This is a genomic window from Synechococcus sp. F70.1, assembly GCF_047502745.1.
Classification (GTDB): Bacteria; Cyanobacteriota; Cyanobacteriia; order Thermostichales; family Thermostichaceae; genus Thermostichus.
This window is the reverse complement of record NZ_JANSJL010000046.1, coordinates 16,991-34,608: the sequence shown is the minus strand read 5'-3', so window position 1 is coordinate 34,608 and position 17,618 is coordinate 16,991. Positions and strand designations below refer to the sequence as shown.

At 58.2% G+C, this 17,618-nt stretch carries 15 protein-coding genes; 3 read left to right on the top strand and 12 right to left on the bottom strand.

Annotation, left to right across the window (positions count from 1 at the left end; genetic code table 11):
* From NW860_RS04485 to NW860_RS04445, 9 genes are all read right to left on the bottom strand, one after another.
* On the bottom strand, positions 1-365 hold a 365-nt coding region (locus tag NW860_RS04485; protein WP_414512668.1), incomplete at its 3' end, for a VOC family protein.
* Positions 366-488: 123 nt separating this feature from the next.
* The gene (gene thiC / locus NW860_RS04480; protein WP_414395526.1) at positions 489-1,856 is read right to left on the bottom strand and encodes a phosphomethylpyrimidine synthase; all 1,368 of its coding nucleotides are present in this window, start codon (positions 1,854-1,856) and stop codon (positions 489-491) included.
* Positions 1,857-2,016: 160 nt separating this feature from the next.
* Positions 2,017-3,345, bottom strand: a complete 1,329-nt coding sequence (locus NW860_RS04475) for a nitrate/sulfonate/bicarbonate ABC transporter ATP-binding protein (protein ID WP_414406133.1) — start codon at positions 3,343-3,345, stop codon at positions 2,017-2,019.
* 13 nt (positions 3,346-3,358) lie between these two features.
* The gene (locus NW860_RS04470; RefSeq protein WP_414512665.1) at positions 3,359-5,086 is read right to left on the bottom strand and encodes an ABC transporter permease; all 1,728 of its coding nucleotides are present in this window, start codon (positions 5,084-5,086) and stop codon (positions 3,359-3,361) included.
* Positions 5,087-5,165: 79 nt separating this feature from the next.
* Entirely contained in the window at positions 5,166-5,960 is a 795-nt protein-coding gene (gene cobM / locus NW860_RS04465; RefSeq protein ID WP_414395520.1) for a precorrin-4 C(11)-methyltransferase, read from the bottom strand.
* A 46-nt stretch (positions 5,961-6,006) separates the two neighbouring features.
* Positions 6,007-6,714 (bottom strand): 2-C-methyl-D-erythritol 4-phosphate cytidylyltransferase, encoded by a 708-nt coding sequence (gene ispD, locus NW860_RS04460; RefSeq protein ID WP_414512663.1) that lies wholly within the window; start codon positions 6,712-6,714, stop codon positions 6,007-6,009.
* A gap of 98 nt (positions 6,715-6,812) precedes the next feature.
* On the bottom strand, positions 6,813-8,219 hold the full coding sequence (locus tag NW860_RS04455) for an ammonium transporter (RefSeq protein WP_414512661.1): 1,407 nt from the start codon (positions 8,217-8,219) through the stop codon (positions 6,813-6,815).
* 119 nt (positions 8,220-8,338) lie between these two features.
* Complete coding sequence (locus tag NW860_RS04450; protein WP_414406138.1) at positions 8,339-8,677, bottom strand: P-II family nitrogen regulator; 339 nt, start codon at positions 8,675-8,677, stop codon at positions 8,339-8,341.
* 65 nt (positions 8,678-8,742) lie between these two features.
* Entirely contained in the window at positions 8,743-10,167 is a 1,425-nt protein-coding gene (locus NW860_RS04445; protein ID WP_414512659.1) for an IctB family putative bicarbonate transporter, read from the bottom strand.
* A 521-nt stretch (positions 10,168-10,688) separates the two neighbouring features.
* On the opposite strand from NW860_RS04445, the gene holA reads away from it, so the two are divergent.
* Positions 10,689-11,666 (top strand): DNA polymerase III subunit delta, encoded by a 978-nt coding sequence (gene holA / locus NW860_RS04440; protein WP_414512657.1) that lies wholly within the window; start codon positions 10,689-10,691, stop codon positions 11,664-11,666.
* A 61-nt stretch (positions 11,667-11,727) separates the two neighbouring features.
* Here holA and NW860_RS04435 read toward each other — a convergent pair whose 3' ends face one another.
* The 3 genes from NW860_RS04435 to NW860_RS04425 all read right to left on the bottom strand — a co-directional run bounded on the left by NW860_RS04435 (position 11,728) and on the right by NW860_RS04425 (position 15,207).
* Positions 11,728-12,339, bottom strand: coding sequence for a cytochrome c oxidase subunit 3 (locus tag NW860_RS04435; protein WP_414411606.1), 612 nt, complete (start codon positions 12,337-12,339; stop codon positions 11,728-11,730).
* Positions 12,340-12,467: 128 nt separating this feature from the next.
* Positions 12,468-14,174: a cytochrome c oxidase subunit I gene (gene ctaD / locus NW860_RS04430; RefSeq protein WP_414512655.1), complete on the bottom strand. Its 1,707-nt coding sequence runs from the start codon at positions 14,172-14,174 to the stop codon at positions 12,468-12,470.
* 19 nt (positions 14,175-14,193) lie between these two features.
* Complete coding sequence (locus tag NW860_RS04425) at positions 14,194-15,207, bottom strand: cytochrome c oxidase subunit II (protein WP_414512653.1); 1,014 nt, start codon at positions 15,205-15,207, stop codon at positions 14,194-14,196.
* A 336-nt stretch (positions 15,208-15,543) separates the two neighbouring features.
* On the opposite strand from NW860_RS04425, the gene NW860_RS04420 reads away from it, so the two are divergent.
* Together NW860_RS04420 and NW860_RS04415 are read left to right on the top strand one after the other, a co-directional pair.
* A complete protein-coding gene (locus tag NW860_RS04420; RefSeq protein WP_414512651.1) occupies positions 15,544-16,590 on the top strand; it encodes a COX15/CtaA family protein in 1,047 nt (348 codons plus the stop codon).
* A gap of 8 nt (positions 16,591-16,598) precedes the next feature.
* A partial coding sequence (locus NW860_RS04415) for a heme o synthase (protein ID WP_414512649.1) occupies positions 16,599-17,618 on the top strand: 1,020 nt, incomplete at its 3' end.

The window sequence follows — 17,618 nt, the reverse complement described above, 5'->3', positions numbered from 1 at the left end:
TTGGCTCGGTCAAAAGTGCCTGGCGGCTCGTAGACAAATTCAAACAGGTTGCCATCGGGATCCTTGCCATAGAAGGAGGCGGTACCGTCTCGGTGGGTGTGGATCTCGCCCACCGGGATCCCCTCTGCTTGCAGGCGCCGATGGTGCTCCTCCAGCTCCTCCCTAGTGCTGAAGACAAAGCCAAAGTGGGGCCCTGCCGCCCGGTAGCCTGGCCCCAACAGCGCCAGCCCGTCGTCCCCAGCTTTCATGTAGGCCCAGTCGGGATCCTTCCAGACATTGACCATCCCCAACTTTTCGTAGAACTCTACCGCTTTGGAGACGTCTCCGACACGGATGGCAACATGTCCCAGTTGCCTAAGTGCCATATCCTCCTCCCTGCTCAATCCCTATAGCCCAGCATAGCCTGCGCAGGAGATCCCCTTCTCCCCAGGAACGGGGAACTTTGTGTGATACAGAGCTAACCTTGCTCCTATGCAGACAACCGGCGCTTATCCCATTGGCTGCTTGGCCAAGAAGCGCTCTAGTTCGTCTAAGGCCTCTGCATCCATTTTGGTTTGCATGGGGCAGAACTTAGGCCCGCACATCGAGCAAAACTCTGCCGTTTTGTAGATATCTGCCGGCAAGGTCTCGTCGTGGTATTCGCGAGCTCGCTCTGGATCTAGGGACAACTCAAATTGTCGATTCCAATCAAAGTTATAGCGGGCTCTAGCCATCTCATCGTCGCGATCCCTGGCCCCAGGCCGATGGCGGGCAATATCCGCAGCATGAGCAGCAATTTTGTAGGCAATGAGGCCATTGCGCACGTCCTCTGCATTGGGTAAACCCAAGTGTTCTTTGGGGGTGACGTAGCAAAGCATTGCCGCCCCATACCAACCGGCCAAGGCCGCCCCAATAGCAGAGCTGATGTGGTCGTAGCCGGCAGCAATATCAGTAACCAAAGGTCCCAAGACGTAGAAGGGAGCCTCGTCGCATTCCTCCATTTGCTTGCGCACGTTAAACTCAATTTGATCCATCGGCACGTGCCCTGGCCCTTCCACCATCACCTGCACATCGTGCTCCCAGGCCATGCGGGTCAACTGGCCCAGGGTTTTTAGCTCGGCCATCTGGGCCTCGTCAGAGGCATCGTGCAAGCATCCCGGTCGCAAGGCATCGCCCAGGCTAAAGGAAACGTCGTATTTCTTGAAGATCTCGATGATGTCGCGGAAGCGGGTATAGAGCGGATTTTGCTTGTGGTGGACCAACATCCAACGGGCTAGGATCCCGCCGCCGCGAGAAACAATGCCCGTTAGCCGGTTGCGCACCAGCGGCAAATGTTGAATGAGGATCCCAGCATGGATGGTCATGTAGTCCACCCCTTGCTGAGCCTGCTTTTCGATAATGTGCAAAATATCCTCTTCTGAAAGCTTTTCGACATTGCCATGGACGCTTTCTAGAGCTTGGTAGATAGGTACCGTGCCGACAGGAATCGGCGAGGCTTGGATAATGGCCGTGCGAATTTCATCCAAATTGCCGCCGCCGGTAGACAGATCCATAACCGTGTCGGCGCCGTATTTGATGGCCAACTTTAGCTTTTCCAGTTCCTCAGCCAAGCTGGAAGAGGTGGGGGAAGCGCCGATGTTGACGTTGACTTTGCAGCGGGAAGCAATCCCAATGCACATCGGCTCGAGGTTGGTGTGGTTGATGTTGGCGGGGATGATCATGCGACCCCGAGCTACTTCCGAGCGGATGAGTTCCGGGGGCAGCTGCTCCCGGCGAGCCACATACTCCATCTCTTCGGTAATGATGCCCTGGCGGGCATAGTGCATCTGAGTAACGTTTGCTTGCCCACGACGGCGGGCCACCCATTCGCTGCGCATGGCCTAACTCCGGTGCTTGCTTGCCTACGCTGGTACGAATCAGATCAGGTTCTGAGGAGGGGAGCCCCCAGATACCTCTAGCGTGCTGTGATCCTATCACCGAATTTTGGGACTTTCCGAAATCTAACAAAGGCTCAGAGGGAACGTTGAGACCAACGGGCTATTGCGCAGAGGAACTCTCGCCTGGCTCCGGCAGGTAGAGTCGGTCTTCTGAGGCATCGTATTCAAAGAGCTCTGCATAGCGGCCCCAGTCAATGGCAGTGGCAAACTGCCGCTCGGCCTCTTCATGCGGGAAATGCTCGTCCCAGAGATCCAAGAAGAAGTCCGCCCGCATGGAGCGGCTGTTTTTTTCTTCCAGAGTCTGCAGGATGCTGCGGAACACGGGCACCCGTGCCAGTAGCTGTTGCCGGAAGAGATCCTTGCTGCGCAGGATGGTGGTGTTGGCAAAGTCTTGGCCAATCTCGGTGAGTTGGACCACCCTGCCGGTTACCTCGGCAAAGCCCAACAGCACTGCTGCATCCAGAATCGGCAGCAGGTCGTCTACGGCCAGTTGCAGCCGTTCAGCCAGCTCGGCAATTTCCACCCGTGCCTGCGGCCATTCCACAATGAGCTCCAGCAGACCGCTGATGCCGCCCACCCGCGCGTGGGGTAGAGGCAAGGCGTAGGGGGAGGGGGCCCTGGGGACAGCCACCTCACTGGTTACCGGGATCTCCGGATTGGTCATGATCTCGTAGATGTAGTCCACCAGGGACTTAAATCGGGGATCCGTACGTTCATGGGGTCGCGGCAGGTCGATTTTCACCTCTCCCCGGATCCGCCCTGGCTTGGAGCCCAGGATCACTACCCGATCCGCCAAAAACACCGCCTCTTCGATGTTGTGGGTCACGATGAGAATGCTCTGGGAAGGGAAGGCGTGGGTGTTCCACAGCTCGTCGATCTCCCCCCGCAGGTTCTCCGCTGTCAGCACGTCCAGGGCGCTGAAGGGCTCGTCCATGAAAAGCACCTTCGGCTCCAAGACAAAGGCGCGGGCAAAGCCCACTCGCTGCTTCATGCCCCCCGAGAGTTCCTTGGGGTAGGCATTCTCAAATCCATCCAGCCCCACCAGGTCGATGGCCTTGAGAGCCTTTTGCCGCCGGATCTCGCGCGGGATCCCTTGCGCTTTTAGCCCCAGCTCCACATTTTCTTGTACTGTCAGCCACGGCAGAAGGGCAAAGCTTTGAAACACCATGGCCACGTCGGGGTTGGGGCCGCGCAGGGGTCGGCCATTGCTCCACACCTGCCCTTGGCTAGGGGGGATCAAGCCTGCCATGATGCGCAGCAGGGTACTCTTGCCGCTGCCGCTGCGCCCCAGCAGAGCCAAGACTTCCCCTGCCCGCACCTCCAAATCAATCTGGCTTAAGACTGTAAACTCTCCCTTGCCCTCGGGCAAAGGAAAGCGCTTGTAGACGTTCTCAACCTTAATCAAAACAGGGGAAGTTGCCGAGCTCATAGATTGATAAAGACTAAAGGTGATATTTTTCCTCTGCCAATTGATACAACCGCCGCCAGAAGAGGCGATTGATGCCTACCACAAACAGACTCATCATGCCAATGCCCAAGGTAATGCGGGGCCAATCTCCCCCTGCGGTTGCTTCGGCAATGTAGGTGCCTAGGCCCGTAGCTTTTAGAGTTGTCGCTCCCCAGGTTACAATCTCGGAGACAATGCTGGCATTCCAAGCACCGCCGCTGGCTGTTATTCCTCCAGTGACCCAGGCGGGGAAGATCCCTGGGATGATCAGCTTTTGCCAGAGCTTCCATCCCTGCAGACCCAAATTCATAGCCATTTCTCGCAAATCGGTGGGGATGCTCTGGGCGCCGGCAATGGAGTTGAAGAGAATGTACCACTGCGCTCCCAGAGACATCAGCAAAATGCTGCCCCACTCAATGCTGATCTGGGCGCGGATGAAAAGCAACGTGGCAAAGGGAAAAAGAAAATTGGCCGGAAAAGCTGCTAGAAACTGCACCACTGGCTGCAGCAGCTTCGCTAGGCGTGGATTAAAGCCAATGGCCACCCCAATTGGCGTCCAGACCACAGTGGCTAAAGCCAAGAGCACGCTAACCCGCAGCAGCGTGAGGATCCCCAGGCCAAAGACTAGCATCACCTCCCCAAAGCCGACGGTGGTGGATACGAAATAGACAATCCAAACCCCAAGGCCGCCAATAGCCAACCAGGAGAGCCGGGTCAATAGCTGCTCACGGCGCCGCTCAGCCTCGGGGCTGAGGGGATCTCCCCAGCGGGGGCGGGTCAGGTAGGCCAACAGCCGATCCACCCCCTCTGCCAAAGGGGAAAACCCCCTGCCAATGAGCCGCGGGATCCGGGCGGTGGTGAGCAGATCATACAGCCAGGACTCCGGCACAGCCGCCCCGGCGCTCTGTTCCAGGCGAAACTTGTCTGACCAAGCAACCAGAGGCCGCCAGAAGAGCTGATCCACCAGCAGGATCACCACTGCCATGGTTAGGATCGCCCACCCCAGCTTGGGCAAGTCCTCGGCTTGAATGGCGGCTTCCACGTAGGATCCCAGGCCCGGCAGGGTATACTCCTGGTTGAGCACGCTAATGGCCTCGCTAGCGGCCACAAAGAACCACCCCCCGCCAAAGCTCATCATGGCGTTCCAGATGAGACCGACCATTGCCGCCGGCAGCTCCAACTGGGTAAAGCGCTGCCAGCCTGAGAGGCGATACAGGGTAGCAGCTTCCACGAGCTCTTGCGGCAAAGTGCGCAGGGACTGGTAGAAGGAAAAGGTCATGTTCCAGACCTGGCTGGTGAAGATGGCAAAGATAGAAGCCGCCTCCAGTCCCAGCAAGCTGCCAGGAAAAAGGGCAATGAAGCCAGTGACAGTAATGGAGAGGAACCCTAACACCGGCACTGATTGCAGGATGTCTAGCAAGGGGATCAAAATTCGCTCTGCCCAGCGACTTTTCGCAGCCACGTACCCGTAGATCAGGGTGAAAAGAGTGGAGAAGGCGAGGGCAATGAACATGCGCAAGGTGGAGCGGGCGGCATAGTAGGGCAGCTTGCGCGGATCCAAGTCGATTCGGGGCACCACGGCTGGCGGCTGAAACTGCTCAAAAGCCCCTGCCCCCACCTGGGCCACTACCGCCAGGAGAACCAACGTGCCGAGAATGATGGCTCCATCGGCAGCCCCTGCTGGCAGCCGTCGAAGCACCTCCGGCGAAGGAAAAGTCCGCATCTCCCTCGAGGCAGCCTACGCCAGCACCCAGTGTACACCTTCCCGCCTAGCCAGAGCGGGAAGCTACCTGACTGGGAGTCTAGTGGCGAAGCTTGGGGCGGAAGAGGTGGGCGTGGTCAGGGCTGTAGAGCCGCGAGCGAGCCAAGCCACCTCCTGCCAGACCCCGCAGCACTGGGCTGATGAGATAGAGCACCGTGCGCTCTAGGCCAGCTTGCCGGCTAAGGGCAGCCATCTCCGCCAGGGATCCCAGCCAGATCTGCTCGTCCGGCCACCCCAAACGGTAGCAAATGGCAACGGGGGTATCGGCGGGATAGTGGGCTAGGAGATCCGCCTGGGCCTGTTCCACGTGGCGAGCGCTCAGGTACAGACACAAAGAGGCGCGGTGAGCCGCTAGACTGGCTAAAGCTTCTGCTTCCGGCACGCGCGTTCGACCGCTGGCACGGGTGAGGATGATGGTCTGCACCACTTCCGGCACCGTCAGCTCTACCCCTAAACGAGCCGCTGCTAGCTGAAAGGCGCTCACCCCTGGCACGATCTCAAAGGGGATCCCTGCCTCAGCCAACCGAACCAGCAGCTCGTGTAGAGCGCCGTAAAGACAGGGATCCCCATCCTGCAGCCGCACCACCCGCAGCCCTGCCTTGACCCGTTCCACAATTTGCGGCAGCAACGTCTCTAGGGTAAGGGAGCGCGTGTCGATGGCCTCAACCCCAGGGCGACAGTGGGCCAGCATTCCCTCTGGCACCAAAGATCCGGCGTAGAAGACTACATCTGCTTGCGAGAGGACTCTCTGGCCGCGCAGGGTTATGAGCTCTGGATCCCCGGGGCCAGCGCCAACAATGTAAACAGGCCAGTAGGGCGAAGGTGACTTGGGCATTGACTCTCTTTCTTTACTCTCGCAGCGTGCCTCCTAACAGGAGGAGCTAGGGGGCTGGGACGAGACGCTGCTGGAGGATTTGGGCTGCCAGCAGCATATCCAAGGGAGTGGTCAGCTTGAGATTGGACTCCTCCCCTTCCACGATGTAAACCGGCCAACCCAGCTTCTCGAATAGAGCCGCATCATCAGTTACCTGCCAACCTTGGGCCAGGGCCTCCCGATGGGCTTGCCACAGCAACGGCAGGCGAAAGCCCTGGGGCGTTTGCGCTGCCCACAGTCGACTGCGCTCTGGCGTCGCTTGGATTTGGATCCCCTTGGGGCCGCTCTCGGTCACTTTAATCGTGTCTTTGACAGGGATCGCCGCAATCAAGCCATCCACTTGCTGTAGGGCAGCGCTGCAGCGATCAAAGAGCGCCGGCGTAGCCAGGCAGCGGGCTCCATCGTGGATCAGCACCCGTTCTACCGTTCCCAGGCTATAGAGATACTCAACTCCCCTGTAAACCGACTCCTGCCGCGTGGCTCCTCCCACCAGAAGCTGTACTGGCTTGGCCGGAGCAACTGCCGCTACGATGGCCTCGATGGCTGGCCAGTCGTGGGGCTGGCAGAGAACGCCAATCCACTCAATGGAGCAGGCCCGAGCTGCAGCTTCCAGCGTCCAAGCCAAAATTGGCCGGCCCAAAAGCGGCAACAGCAGCTTGTTGACTGTCGCCCCCATCCGCTTGCCACTGCCGGCCGCCGGGATCAAGAGGTGCATGAAGCTGCAAGAACATCCAGCCGCTTTCCAGTTTAAAGTAAGGGGGGGCCCGCTTGGCCCCCTTCAGGATTGCCGGCACAGCAACCCTCGGCCCCGCCTCAAGGCTGCTCCAAATTGGCTGCAGCGCTTACAAAATCCGGGTAGGCCACGTTACCGTGCTCGCCCACATCCAAGCCGGCCAGCTCCTCTTCGGCACTGGTGCGCAGGCCAACGGTTGCCTTGAGGATCAAAAACAGGATCAAGCAGGTGATAAAGGGCCAGAAGAAATAGGCTAGAGCCCCCACGACCTGCACCCCAAATTGCGCCCAGGTCACTCCTGACTCGGCATGGGCAAACCAAGGGATCCCTGCCGCCAACAGCCCCCAGATGCCACAGGTACCGTGTACTGAAATGGCGCCCACCGGGTCGTCAACTTTCAGCACCGTATCCAAGATCACCACCGAGATCACCACCAGAATCCCGGCAACCGACCCAATGATCAAAGCTCCCAGCGGGTGGACGGTGTTGCAAGGAGCGGTGATCCCTACCAAGCCGGCCAGTACCCCGTTAGCGGCAAAGGTCATGTCTGGCTTGCCAAAATGCACCCAGCAGGTGATCATCGCGCCAATGGCTCCTGCCGAAGCTGCCAGCAGCGTGTTCATAGCAATCCAGCCAACATCAGGGCTGGCAGCAGTGGTCGAGCCAGCGTTGAATCCAATCCAACCCAAGGTGAGGATGAACACCCCAAGCATCCCCAGGGGCAGGTTGTGCCCAGGAATTGCCCGCGGCTCCCCGTCAGGGCCATACTTGCCAATGCGAGGGCCAACCACCATTGCCCCGGCCAATGCGGCAGCGCCTCCCACTAGGTGCACCACCCCTGACCCGGCAAAGTCGATAAAGCCCAGGTTTTCCAACCAGCCCTTGGTGCCGCCGTTGTAGTCGCCGAACAGGCCATTCCAGGCCCAGCTCCCCGAGATGGGGTAGATCAGCCCAGAGATGACGACAGAGTAGATGAGGTAGGCCACGAACTTGGTGCGCTCCGCCATGGCCCCGGAAACGATGGTGGTAGCGGTGGCGGCAAAGACCATCTGAAAGACGAAGAACGTAAAAGGCCAGTCCCCTGCTTCGTGGGCTTGCTGCCAGCTAAAAGCAAACCAGCTCCTGCCGAAGAAGCCGCCATTCTGGCCAAACATCAGGCCAAACCCAATGAACCAGAAGGCGCAGCAGCCCATGCAGAAGTCCATTAGGTTTTTCATCATGATGTTGGCAGCATTTTTGGAGCGGGTAAAGCCCGTCTCCACCATGGCAAAGCCAGCTTGCATGAAGAACACTAAGGCTGCCGCCACCAGTGTCCAGATGGTGTTGGCGTTTTCCTGGACAGCTTCGGCATCCTGAGCGAAGGCGCTCTCCTGACCAAGTAGAAAAACCAGGGAAATCGTCAGCGCAGCAGCTAAGCCCCACTGGGCTGGTCGCCAGAGCCGCTGCACTACTTGGCCTTTGAGCCTTTGGATCATCATTGTAGACATGTTTTTCGACTCACCTAGCAAGACGGTACTTTTGGCAACGCCATTACAACGAAAAGATACGCCCTGCCACCTCCCAAGCCAAGATGAGGCTGAGGTGAGAGACTGCAAAAACAGCTCCTTCACAGGGCGTCTTGGTTCATTTCACCGGTGCGGATGCGGATGGTTTTCTCGACGGGGCTGATGAAAATCTTGCCGTCCCCAATTTCGCCCGTGCGAGCTGCTGCAATTAGCTTCTCCACCACCGTATCCACCAGGTCATCCTCGACCACGATCTCCACCTTTAGCTTCTGCAGGAACTCGACGGTGTACTCGGATCCCCGATAGCGCTCAGTCTGTCCTTTCTGCCGACCAAACCCCCGCACCTCGGTTACGGTCATGCCGACAATTCCGGCATTAACCAGGGCTACCTTCACCTCATCAAGCTTGAAGGGCCGAATGATAGCTTCAATCTTCTTCATTTGCTTTCTCTGCCCCAGATAGCTCGGCTCACTTTTAGCATCGCTATCCCCCGCAAGTTGTAACTTCAGATACAGTCTTGTGACGGCGAGAGGAGCTTCCCTCTGGGACTATTAGACGAAGGCTGAGTCCTGGAGGAAGCCAGCTTGGCTGTAACGAGAGCCACCGCCAGCCACCACAGCATCTGCACCTGAGGGCGGTACCAGATGGTGTCCACCAGCCCGTGGGCCATCATGCCAGTGCAAGCCGCTAAGCCTGCGGCCACCCACAGGCCCTCGGGATCCCGGGAGCTAAGCAACCGGTTCCAGCATCTCCAGCCGTGATCCCAGAGCACCAGCAAAAACCAGGCAAAAGCCAGGGATCCAAGAAAGCCAGTCTCCACGGTAAGTTGCAGCGGCACGGAATAGGCCCCGAGGGCGCTGAAGTTGCCCCGCTGGTAGAGGGGATAGACGCGGCTAAAGGCAACATTGCCCGGGCCGATCCCCAAGATGGGAAAGTCGCGGATCATGTCCAACACTGCCGCCCAGACGTTGAGACGAAAATTGTTGCTGGTATCCAGCCTTCCCCAAAAGAGACTCCGAACCCTTAGCCGCAGGGGGCGTACCGTCAAGATCGCAAGCAGCAGCGCAGCTGCGCCCCCTCCCAACAAGGTCGGCACTGTCCATCGTCGCCAGCGGGCCGGCAGGCGGGGGGTATGCCATTGCGCCAGCAGCACCGCCATCATTCCCAGCGCTGCTAGGCCGCCAATCCAGGCGCCGCGACTGTAGGTCAGGACCAAGCAGAGGAGGTTGACGGCTGTTGTAAAACCAACTAGGAGCTTTACTCCCCAGCCTGGCCAGAGGAAAACTGCGGCCAGACCTAGAGGAACAAGCGGAACCAGGTAGCCCCCATACAGATTGGGGTTGCGCAGATAGCTGTACACCCGCGTCAGGCCCGCCAAGCCTGACTCCGGATCTACCCAGGTGGCCAGTTCTGCTGCCCCGTAAAAGTATTGCCGCAGGCCATAGATCCCCATCGCCAAGCTGACCAAAAGCAGGGATCCGACAATCCAATCCCGGAACTGGGGCTTGCGCAGCAGACGATGCAACAACAAATAGCCGGCTAGGTAAAGTGTCAGTTTCAGCCAGCCCTCCCGTGCTGCGTAGGAAACCGGGGAGAGAATGGTTGCCAAGGTGGCAATTCCCCAGAAAAGGCCCAGGGGCAGGTGCAGCGGCAGACCCATCGGCATTTCCACCAAAGCGCCCAGGCCCACCAGAGCGGCCATGGCCAGCAAAATTAGCCCCAGGATGCCAGTGGAGCTCTGCGCAGAAAAGACCCAGTAGAGCAACACCAGCCCCAAGCCAAGCCAGTCGCCAGCTTGGACAAGTAAGCTACCTTGGCCCCAGTTTCTTAAGGATCCCAACAGGCCGCCCAGAAAGCTGCCCTGCCACCAGGACTCGATGGGAAAATCCCGCAGCAGCAGAGCTTGCCACGGTTGCCTTGCTTGTTCCACAGCGCTTCTCCTGCCCGCTAGGCGCCTCCTCTTCTTTTCCAAAGTCTATATCCCCAACGGCCAGGGGCAGGAAACCAGAGGCCAAAGGCTAGCTTCTTGTGCTTGGTTGGGATCTCTCCACCTCTTCAGAGTTTAGAGGCGCCGCTCCCGACTGACCTGCGTTGAAGGCTTGGGAATTGCAGTAGTGAATTTGCACGCGGGTGGGCCGTCCTAAAGCCAGAGCGGATCCCAGGCAGCGGGCCAAAACTTGGACTTTGAACTCCAGTTCGCCCCTGCTGTCCATTGCTTGCAATCCTCCCTCGGATCCCATCTCTCAGGATTAATTTAGGAAAAGATTGATGACGGTTCTTCAGTGGGAATACAGAACTTGCCCACCTAGGGAAAAGGTAAAGATCTGCAAAGCTGACACCTTGTTCCAGAGAGGGAAGAAGCTTGAACTTGGCCAGGCTTTCTCTGGGAGGTTTCGGACAAAGCATGATTTAGGTAAAATAACGCCTAGAGAAACTACGGAAAAGGGCAGTATGCCCGTTTACCTTTACTGGGGGGATGACAGCTATCGCTTGATGCAGGCGGTGCAAGAGCTGCGCGATCAAGTGCTGGATCCCAACTGGTCAGCCTTTAACTACGATCGCCTGCCTCCGGAAGCCACGCTTGCTGGTCTCAACCAAGCCATGACGCCGCCTCTGGGATCCAATGCCCGCTTGGTTTGGCTGGAAGAGACAACGCTTACCCAGCATTGCCCGGAAGAGCTATCCAAAGAACTGGAGCGGACGTTAGCCTATTTGCCTCCCACCACCCATTTGCTCTTGACCACTAGCAGCAAGCCGGATGGGCGGCTCAAATCTACCCAGCTCCTAAAAAAAGTGGCCATTGTCCGCGAGTTTTCCCAACTGGCCCCCTGGGATGAAGAGGGCATTCTCAAGCAGGTACACAGCGAGGCCCAGCAGCGGGATCTCAAGCTCAGCCCAGAGGCAGCCCAGAAGTTAGCTGAGGCGGTGGGCAACGATAGTCGCCGATTGGCAATGGAATTGGAAAAGCTGGCTTTGTTTACGGCAGGCCAACGGGATCCCATCTCCCCTGAGCAAATCGAGGCCCTGGTTCCTGCTAGCGCCTACAGCAGCTTTCAACTGGCCGCCTCCCTGCGCCAGGGCAACTTGGATCGGGCCCTGCAGATCCTGACCCATCTGCTGGATGCCAACGAGCCAGCCCTGAAGATTCTAGCGGTTTTGGTGGGCCAATTCCGCACCTGGCTGTGGGTGCGGCTGCTGCTTGAAGAAGGAGAACGGGATCCCAAAGTCATCGCCCAAAAAGCAGAGATCGCCAATCCCAACCGGGTTTACTTCTTACAGAAAGAGGTGGGATCCCTAAAAAGCTCGGCGCTGCTGGGGGTGATGGAGCAACTTTTACAACTGGAATATCAGCTCAAGCAAGGTCAGCCAGAGCGAGAAGTGTTTCAAGAGGCTCTGATTCAGATCGTGGCTATTCTCCAGAAATCTTGAACTTCTCCGCCCTTGTTGCTCAGTCTAGGGACAGTTCTGACAATTCTCTGAGCTTCGGTACTCAAAGCAGATAGAGCAGGATAAATAGCACAATCCACACCCCATCCACAAAGTGCCAATAGATCTCAGCGGCCTCGACGCCAAAGTGATGTTGGGCACTGTAGTGCCCTGGCTTCAGGGATCGCCAAAGCACCGCCAAAATAAACAGCAACCCTGCTGCCACGTGCAGCCCGTGAAACCCGGTCAAGACATAGAAGGTGCTGGCAAACAAATTGGTGGTGAGGCCAAACTCCAGGTGGCTGTACTCGTAGAGCTGCCCAGCCAGGAAGATGGCACCCATCAGGGCAGTGAGAGCAAACCACAGTCTCAGGCCCTTGACATCATCGGCCTTGATGGCCAACCCGGCTTTGTGAATAACCAAGCTGCTGGATAGCAAAATCACCGTGTTGATGCTGGGCAAAAGCAACTCCAACTCCGGCGTCCCTTCCGGTGGCCAGACTGGGGCGGTAAGGCTGTAGGCCAAGTAGGCCATGAACAGGCCCAAGAATAGACAGCCTTCCGCTACCAGGAACATCAATAGACCAAAAACGCGATGATCTGGGTGCTCAGCATGAGCGGCGTGAGCCTGAGGGTGACCGAGCATCACAGCATCAGAACTGAGGGATCCTTGCATATTCTTGCCCAATCAAACCGATCGCGTTAGCGGGACGTAGTCCTTTTCTTGAATTCCTCCCAAGACCATGGGGGCAGGCCAGCCGAGATCAAGACAGGAATAGGGATACCCACCCACCAAGCCACTGGCTAAGAAGAGGTAGTCTCCGCTTCTGCCAACGCCAGCTCCCGCAAGCTCTTCAACTGGGCAGCAAAGTAATCTAAGGTTTCCTTGCTGTGCAGGCCGTAGTCGTAGGGACCAGTCAGCAGAACGGGATCCCCGTAGAAGTTGTGGGGGGGCGGTGGGGAAGAGGTCGTCCACTCCAGCGTCAAGGCCTGCCAGGGGTTGTCTCCGGCCTTGGGACCGGCCACCCAGGAGTAGATGGCGTTAACCAAGAAGGGCAGCGTGGAAATGGCCAGAATAAACGCCCCCACGGAGCTAATCCAGTTGAGGTCGGCAAATTGGGGATCGTACTGGGCTACGCGGCGGGGCATCCCCATCAGGCCCAGCTTGTGCATTGGCAAAAAGCACATGTTGAAGCCGACAAAGGTTAGCGCAAAATGCACCCGCCCCCAGAACTCGTTCAGCAGCCGCCCGGTCATCTTGGGGAACCAGTGGTAGATGCCGGCATAGATCCCGAACACGCTGCCGCCGAACAACACGTAGTGCAGGTGGGCCACCACAAAGTAGGTATCGTGGACGTGAATATCCAGGGGCACTGAAGCGAGGATAATGCCGCTCAACCCCCCAATGACAAACATCGAGATAAAGCCAAGGCTAAACAGCATGGCCGACCGGAAGTGGATTTTGCCGCCCCACAAAGTAGCTAGCCAACTAAACACCTTGATCCCCGTGGGAACAGCAACGGACATAGTAGCAATCATGAAGAACACCCGCATCCAGTCCGGGGTGCCGCTGGTAAACATGTGGTGCGCCCAGACGATCAACCCCAAAAAGCAAATAGCCAAGCTGGAATAGGCGATGGCCTTGTAGGCAAAGATAGGTCTGCGGGCATGCACCGGCAAAATCTCGGAGATGATACCGAAGACCGGCAAGATCATGATGTAAACCGCCGGGTGGGAGTAAAACCAGAACATGTGCTGGTACACCACCGGATCCCCGCCACCGCTGGGGTTAAAAAAGGACGTGCCCGCCAACAGGTCAAAACTCAGCAAGATCAACGCGCCAGCCAAAACCGGTGTTGCAATGAGGGTGAGAACAGACGCTGCTAGCATGGCCCAGCAAAACAGCGGCATGTCCTGCATCCTCATGCCGGGCATGCGCATTTTCAGGATGGTGGTGATGAAGTTAACTGCGCCTAGGATTGAAGACGTCCCCGCCAGCAAGATACTCAGGATCCAGAGCTCTTCCCCCACCTTGCCGCTAACTAAACTCAGAGGCGGGTAGGAAGTCCAGCCAGCAGATGGGGGTTCTAGAAACAAGCTAGCCAAGAGCAAGATCCCAGTAGGCGGAACCAGCCAAAAGGCCACTGCATTGAGCTTGGGAAAGGCCATGTCCCGCGCCCCAATCATCAGCGGCACGAGGTAATTGCCGAAGCCCCCCACCAAAGCCGGCACAATCCACAAAAAGATCATGATCGTGGCGTGCAGGGTAAAGGCGCCATTGTACCGCTCAAAGCCAAGAAAGTCCGCCTCTGGGGTAGCCAGTTCGGCTCGTACTGCTACAGCCAGCGCTCCCCCCACCAAGTAGAAGAAAAAGGTGGTCACCAAATACTGGATCCCGATGACCTTGTGATCCGTGGAGAAGGTCAAGAAGCGCCACCAAGGTTCTGCAGGCGGATCCAAGCTGCTCCTGGGGGCAGCAACGAGGCTAGGATTGTCCTGTAGCTGAGTCATTGCAAAAAAGCTCCTAGTTTCAGCCTGTTCCCGTTCGCGTCAGCGGGACGGAGTCCTTGTGGAGTTTGAGAGAGGTCAAATCCGCAGGCGAGACCCCCAAACGCTGGTGGTGGACTTGGGCAAAAGCCGAAGCAGCCGCAGGGGAATCAGCCAGAGGGTGATGATGGGTGGTAGGAGAGTCTGCAGCAAGAGCTAGGGCACTGCTATCGCCGCGAGCGGCTAAAAGTTGCTCCTGCTGCCAGTGCTCGAAGTCTTCTGGTCTTTCCACAATCAATTGCGTAGCCATCACCCCGTGGTAGGGGCCGCACAGCTCCGCACAAATGATGGGGTAAGTCCCCAACTGGGTAGGCACAAACTCCAGGTGGGTCTCTCGGCCTGGAATGAGATCCTGCTTTAGGCGAAATTGCGGCACCCAGAAGGCATGGTTGACATCAAGGGCCGTCATATTCAAGCGCACCCGCCTGTTGAGGGGAAGGTGCAGCTCGCTAGTCACCAAGCCCGATTCATAGGTAAACAGCCAACCGTATTGCATGCCCTGCACCTGAACGACCAGATCCAGCTGGCCCATCTCTTTCCCAGGTAGCACCACAGGGGTATAGGCATAGCCCGGCTCCCCTGCCTTGGCTTCCTCGGAAGAGCCCATCCCCATGGCCGCGTGCATATGCCCGCCCACATTGGTGCCTCCGTAAATAGCCTGGTAGACATCTATGCTGGCTAGGCCCAACCAAAGGATGATCAGAGCCGGCACTGCTGTCCACACGATCTCCAACAGCACATTGCCGTGACTGGGATCCCCGTCGCCGTGATCCCTCCGTCGCTTGCGGTAGCGGATGACACAGTAGAGGAGCACCCCTTCCACCACTAGAAAGATGCCGGTGGCGATGGTGATGGTGCTGTTGAAGAGGCTATCGAAGAGGGGAGCTGAGTTGGCTGCCGCTTCGGGGAGGAGATGGTGATTCTGGCCATACCAGAGGCTGGCTAGGGCTAACAGAACCCCAATCCCCACCAAAAGGATATTTTTGAGGGCACTCACAGCTGCTCATCCCCCTGCTACTGCCTGCCCACTCCAGCAGATTCTGTCAGCAGAGCCAGAGCAGGCTTGTACTCATTTCCATTCAACTTGCAGGAGCTGGAGAGAAGTGTCTGTCCTTAGGGATCTTTTCGGGATCTCGGTCGGAGCGCCGGATCCCTAGCTTCACAGCGGCCGTCTACTGAGGAAGCGTAGCTCAGCACAAAGAAATTCTTAAAAAGCCTTTGCCAACCGCAAAGCCGCATTTAGAATCCGTTGCAGAAAGACCTGCCTTTTACTTAGTGCAGAGTGTTGGCCTCTTTCCATAGGCAGGCTTGATTGAAGTATTTTTCAACTGCAATGGACCCCTCAATTCCTCGATCTCGCCTCCTCTCTTCTTGTCCCGTTCGCGCCAGCGGGCCGGAGGCCTTTCCCTTGCCAGGGAGGGAGATTTCCCTGCGCATGGGGCGAGCTTTGCTGGGTCTAGCAGCGGCCACTTGGCTGTTGATGGGGCTAGGCAGTGCGACTCGAGTCATGAATGCTGGACTTGCCTGTCCAGACTGGCCTCTCTGCTATGGGGAGCTGCTGCCCACCGAGCAGATGAACCTGCAAGTGTTTCTGGAGTGGTTTCACCGCCTGGTGGCTGCCGGTGTGGGCTTGGCCACGCTGGTGCTAGTGGGGTTTGCCTGGCTGAAGCGCAAGGCCTTGCCCAATTGGCTGCCCTGGGGTCTGAGCTGGGCTTTTGTCTTGGTCGTGGCCCAAGGGATCCTGGGCGGGCTGACAGTGACGGAGCTGTTGCGTTTTGACATTGTGACGGCTCACCTGGGCACGGGCCTGCTATTTTTTGCCACGCTGCTCACCCTCGGGTTGCTCGTTTTGCCGCGCTTTGCTTCTTCCATTCGCGATATTCGGCCGGAGGCCTTGGAGGGGAGAGCTGCAGTTGGCTATTTGCCTTGGCTGGGTTTGGTGGCGGTGTTGCTGGTGTATGTCCAGAGTCTGCTGGGGGCCTTGGTGGCCTCGCGATGGGCTTTGCACCAGTGCTTGGCTGCGGGCGAGTTGTGTGGGGTCATGAACAGCCACTTGCTGGGAGTAGCTCCAGCCACGCTAGCGGTGGTGGGGGTGGCGGCGGCCACAGGTCGGCGGCGGGTCCCAAAGATTCTCAAGCTGCTGGGCTATGGGTCGGTGGGGCTTTTGCTCGCCCAGGTGGGGGTTGGTGTTCTCACCTATCGCTACCGGCTGCAGGTGGAGCCCTTGACGGTAGCCCACCAGATGGTTGGGGCAGCTTTGCTGGGGTGTTTGCTGGGCTTTACGGTGCTGGCCTGGCGCCTGCGCAACAGTGCCCCTAGGCAGGGAGAAGACAGGGCTGGCACTCAGCCAGGGGCCGCGGCTGTAGCAATGGACTGGTGAGTAGTTCCATGGCAGAGATCCTTCAAAGCTACCGCCCAGCCGCTTGCCATTCGCGCCAGCGGGCCGGAGGCCTTAACGCCACGCCAGGGGCTAGTCAGTGCCCAAGCCTAGGCCAACTTTTGCGCAGCTATAGCCAGTTGGTGAAGCCGAAGATCATCGCCTTGCTGTTGGTGACCACGGCTGGCGCCATGTGGATGGCAGGCAATACGGATCCGTTCAAGTTTGGCGTCACCCTCCTAGGGGGTGGGATGGCGGCAGCAGCAGCCAATGTCCTCAACATGGTGTACGACGCCGATATCGACCGGCTGATGGAGCGAACCTGCCACCGTCCTCTGCCTGCTGGCCGCATTCAGGCGCGCCACGCTCTGGTGTTTGCCGGGATCCTTACCCTGGTCTCCTTCAGCTTACTGGCCTATTTCACCAACCTCCTGGCCGCTGGTCTGGCCATGGCAGGGATCCTAGTGTACGTAGGGGTCTATACCCACTGGCTGAAGCGCTCCAGCCCCCAGAACATCGTGATCGGCGGAGCTGCGGGGGCGATCCCGCCTTTGGTGGGCTGGGCAGCAGCTACGGGCAAGCTGAGCTGGGCCGCCTGGGTGATGTTTGCCATCATCTTTCTGTGGACCCCGCCCCACTTCTGGGCTTTGGCGATTCTAAAGCAAGAAGACTATGCCCGCGCCGGCGTGCCCATGCTGCCGGTGGTAGCAGGAGAAAGGCCAACTGCCGCTCAAATTCTTCTCTACGCGCTGCTGGTGGTTCCGGTTAGCTTGTTGTTGGTCTACCCCTTGCACGTACTGGGATCCTTGTACCTAAGCGCGGCAGTGCTGCTGGGATCCCTTTTGGTTTGGAAAGCCATGCAGCTGTTGCGGAGGCCGCAGGATCGGGAGCGGGCAGCCTCTCTCTTCACCTTTGCCAACCTCTACTTGCTGCTGTTGTGCGGCGCCATGGGCTTGGACAGGTGGTCGTTGACCCACGCCCTCTGGGAGCAAGCTCTTGCCTCTCTCCAGGGGATCTATGCCCCTCTAGTG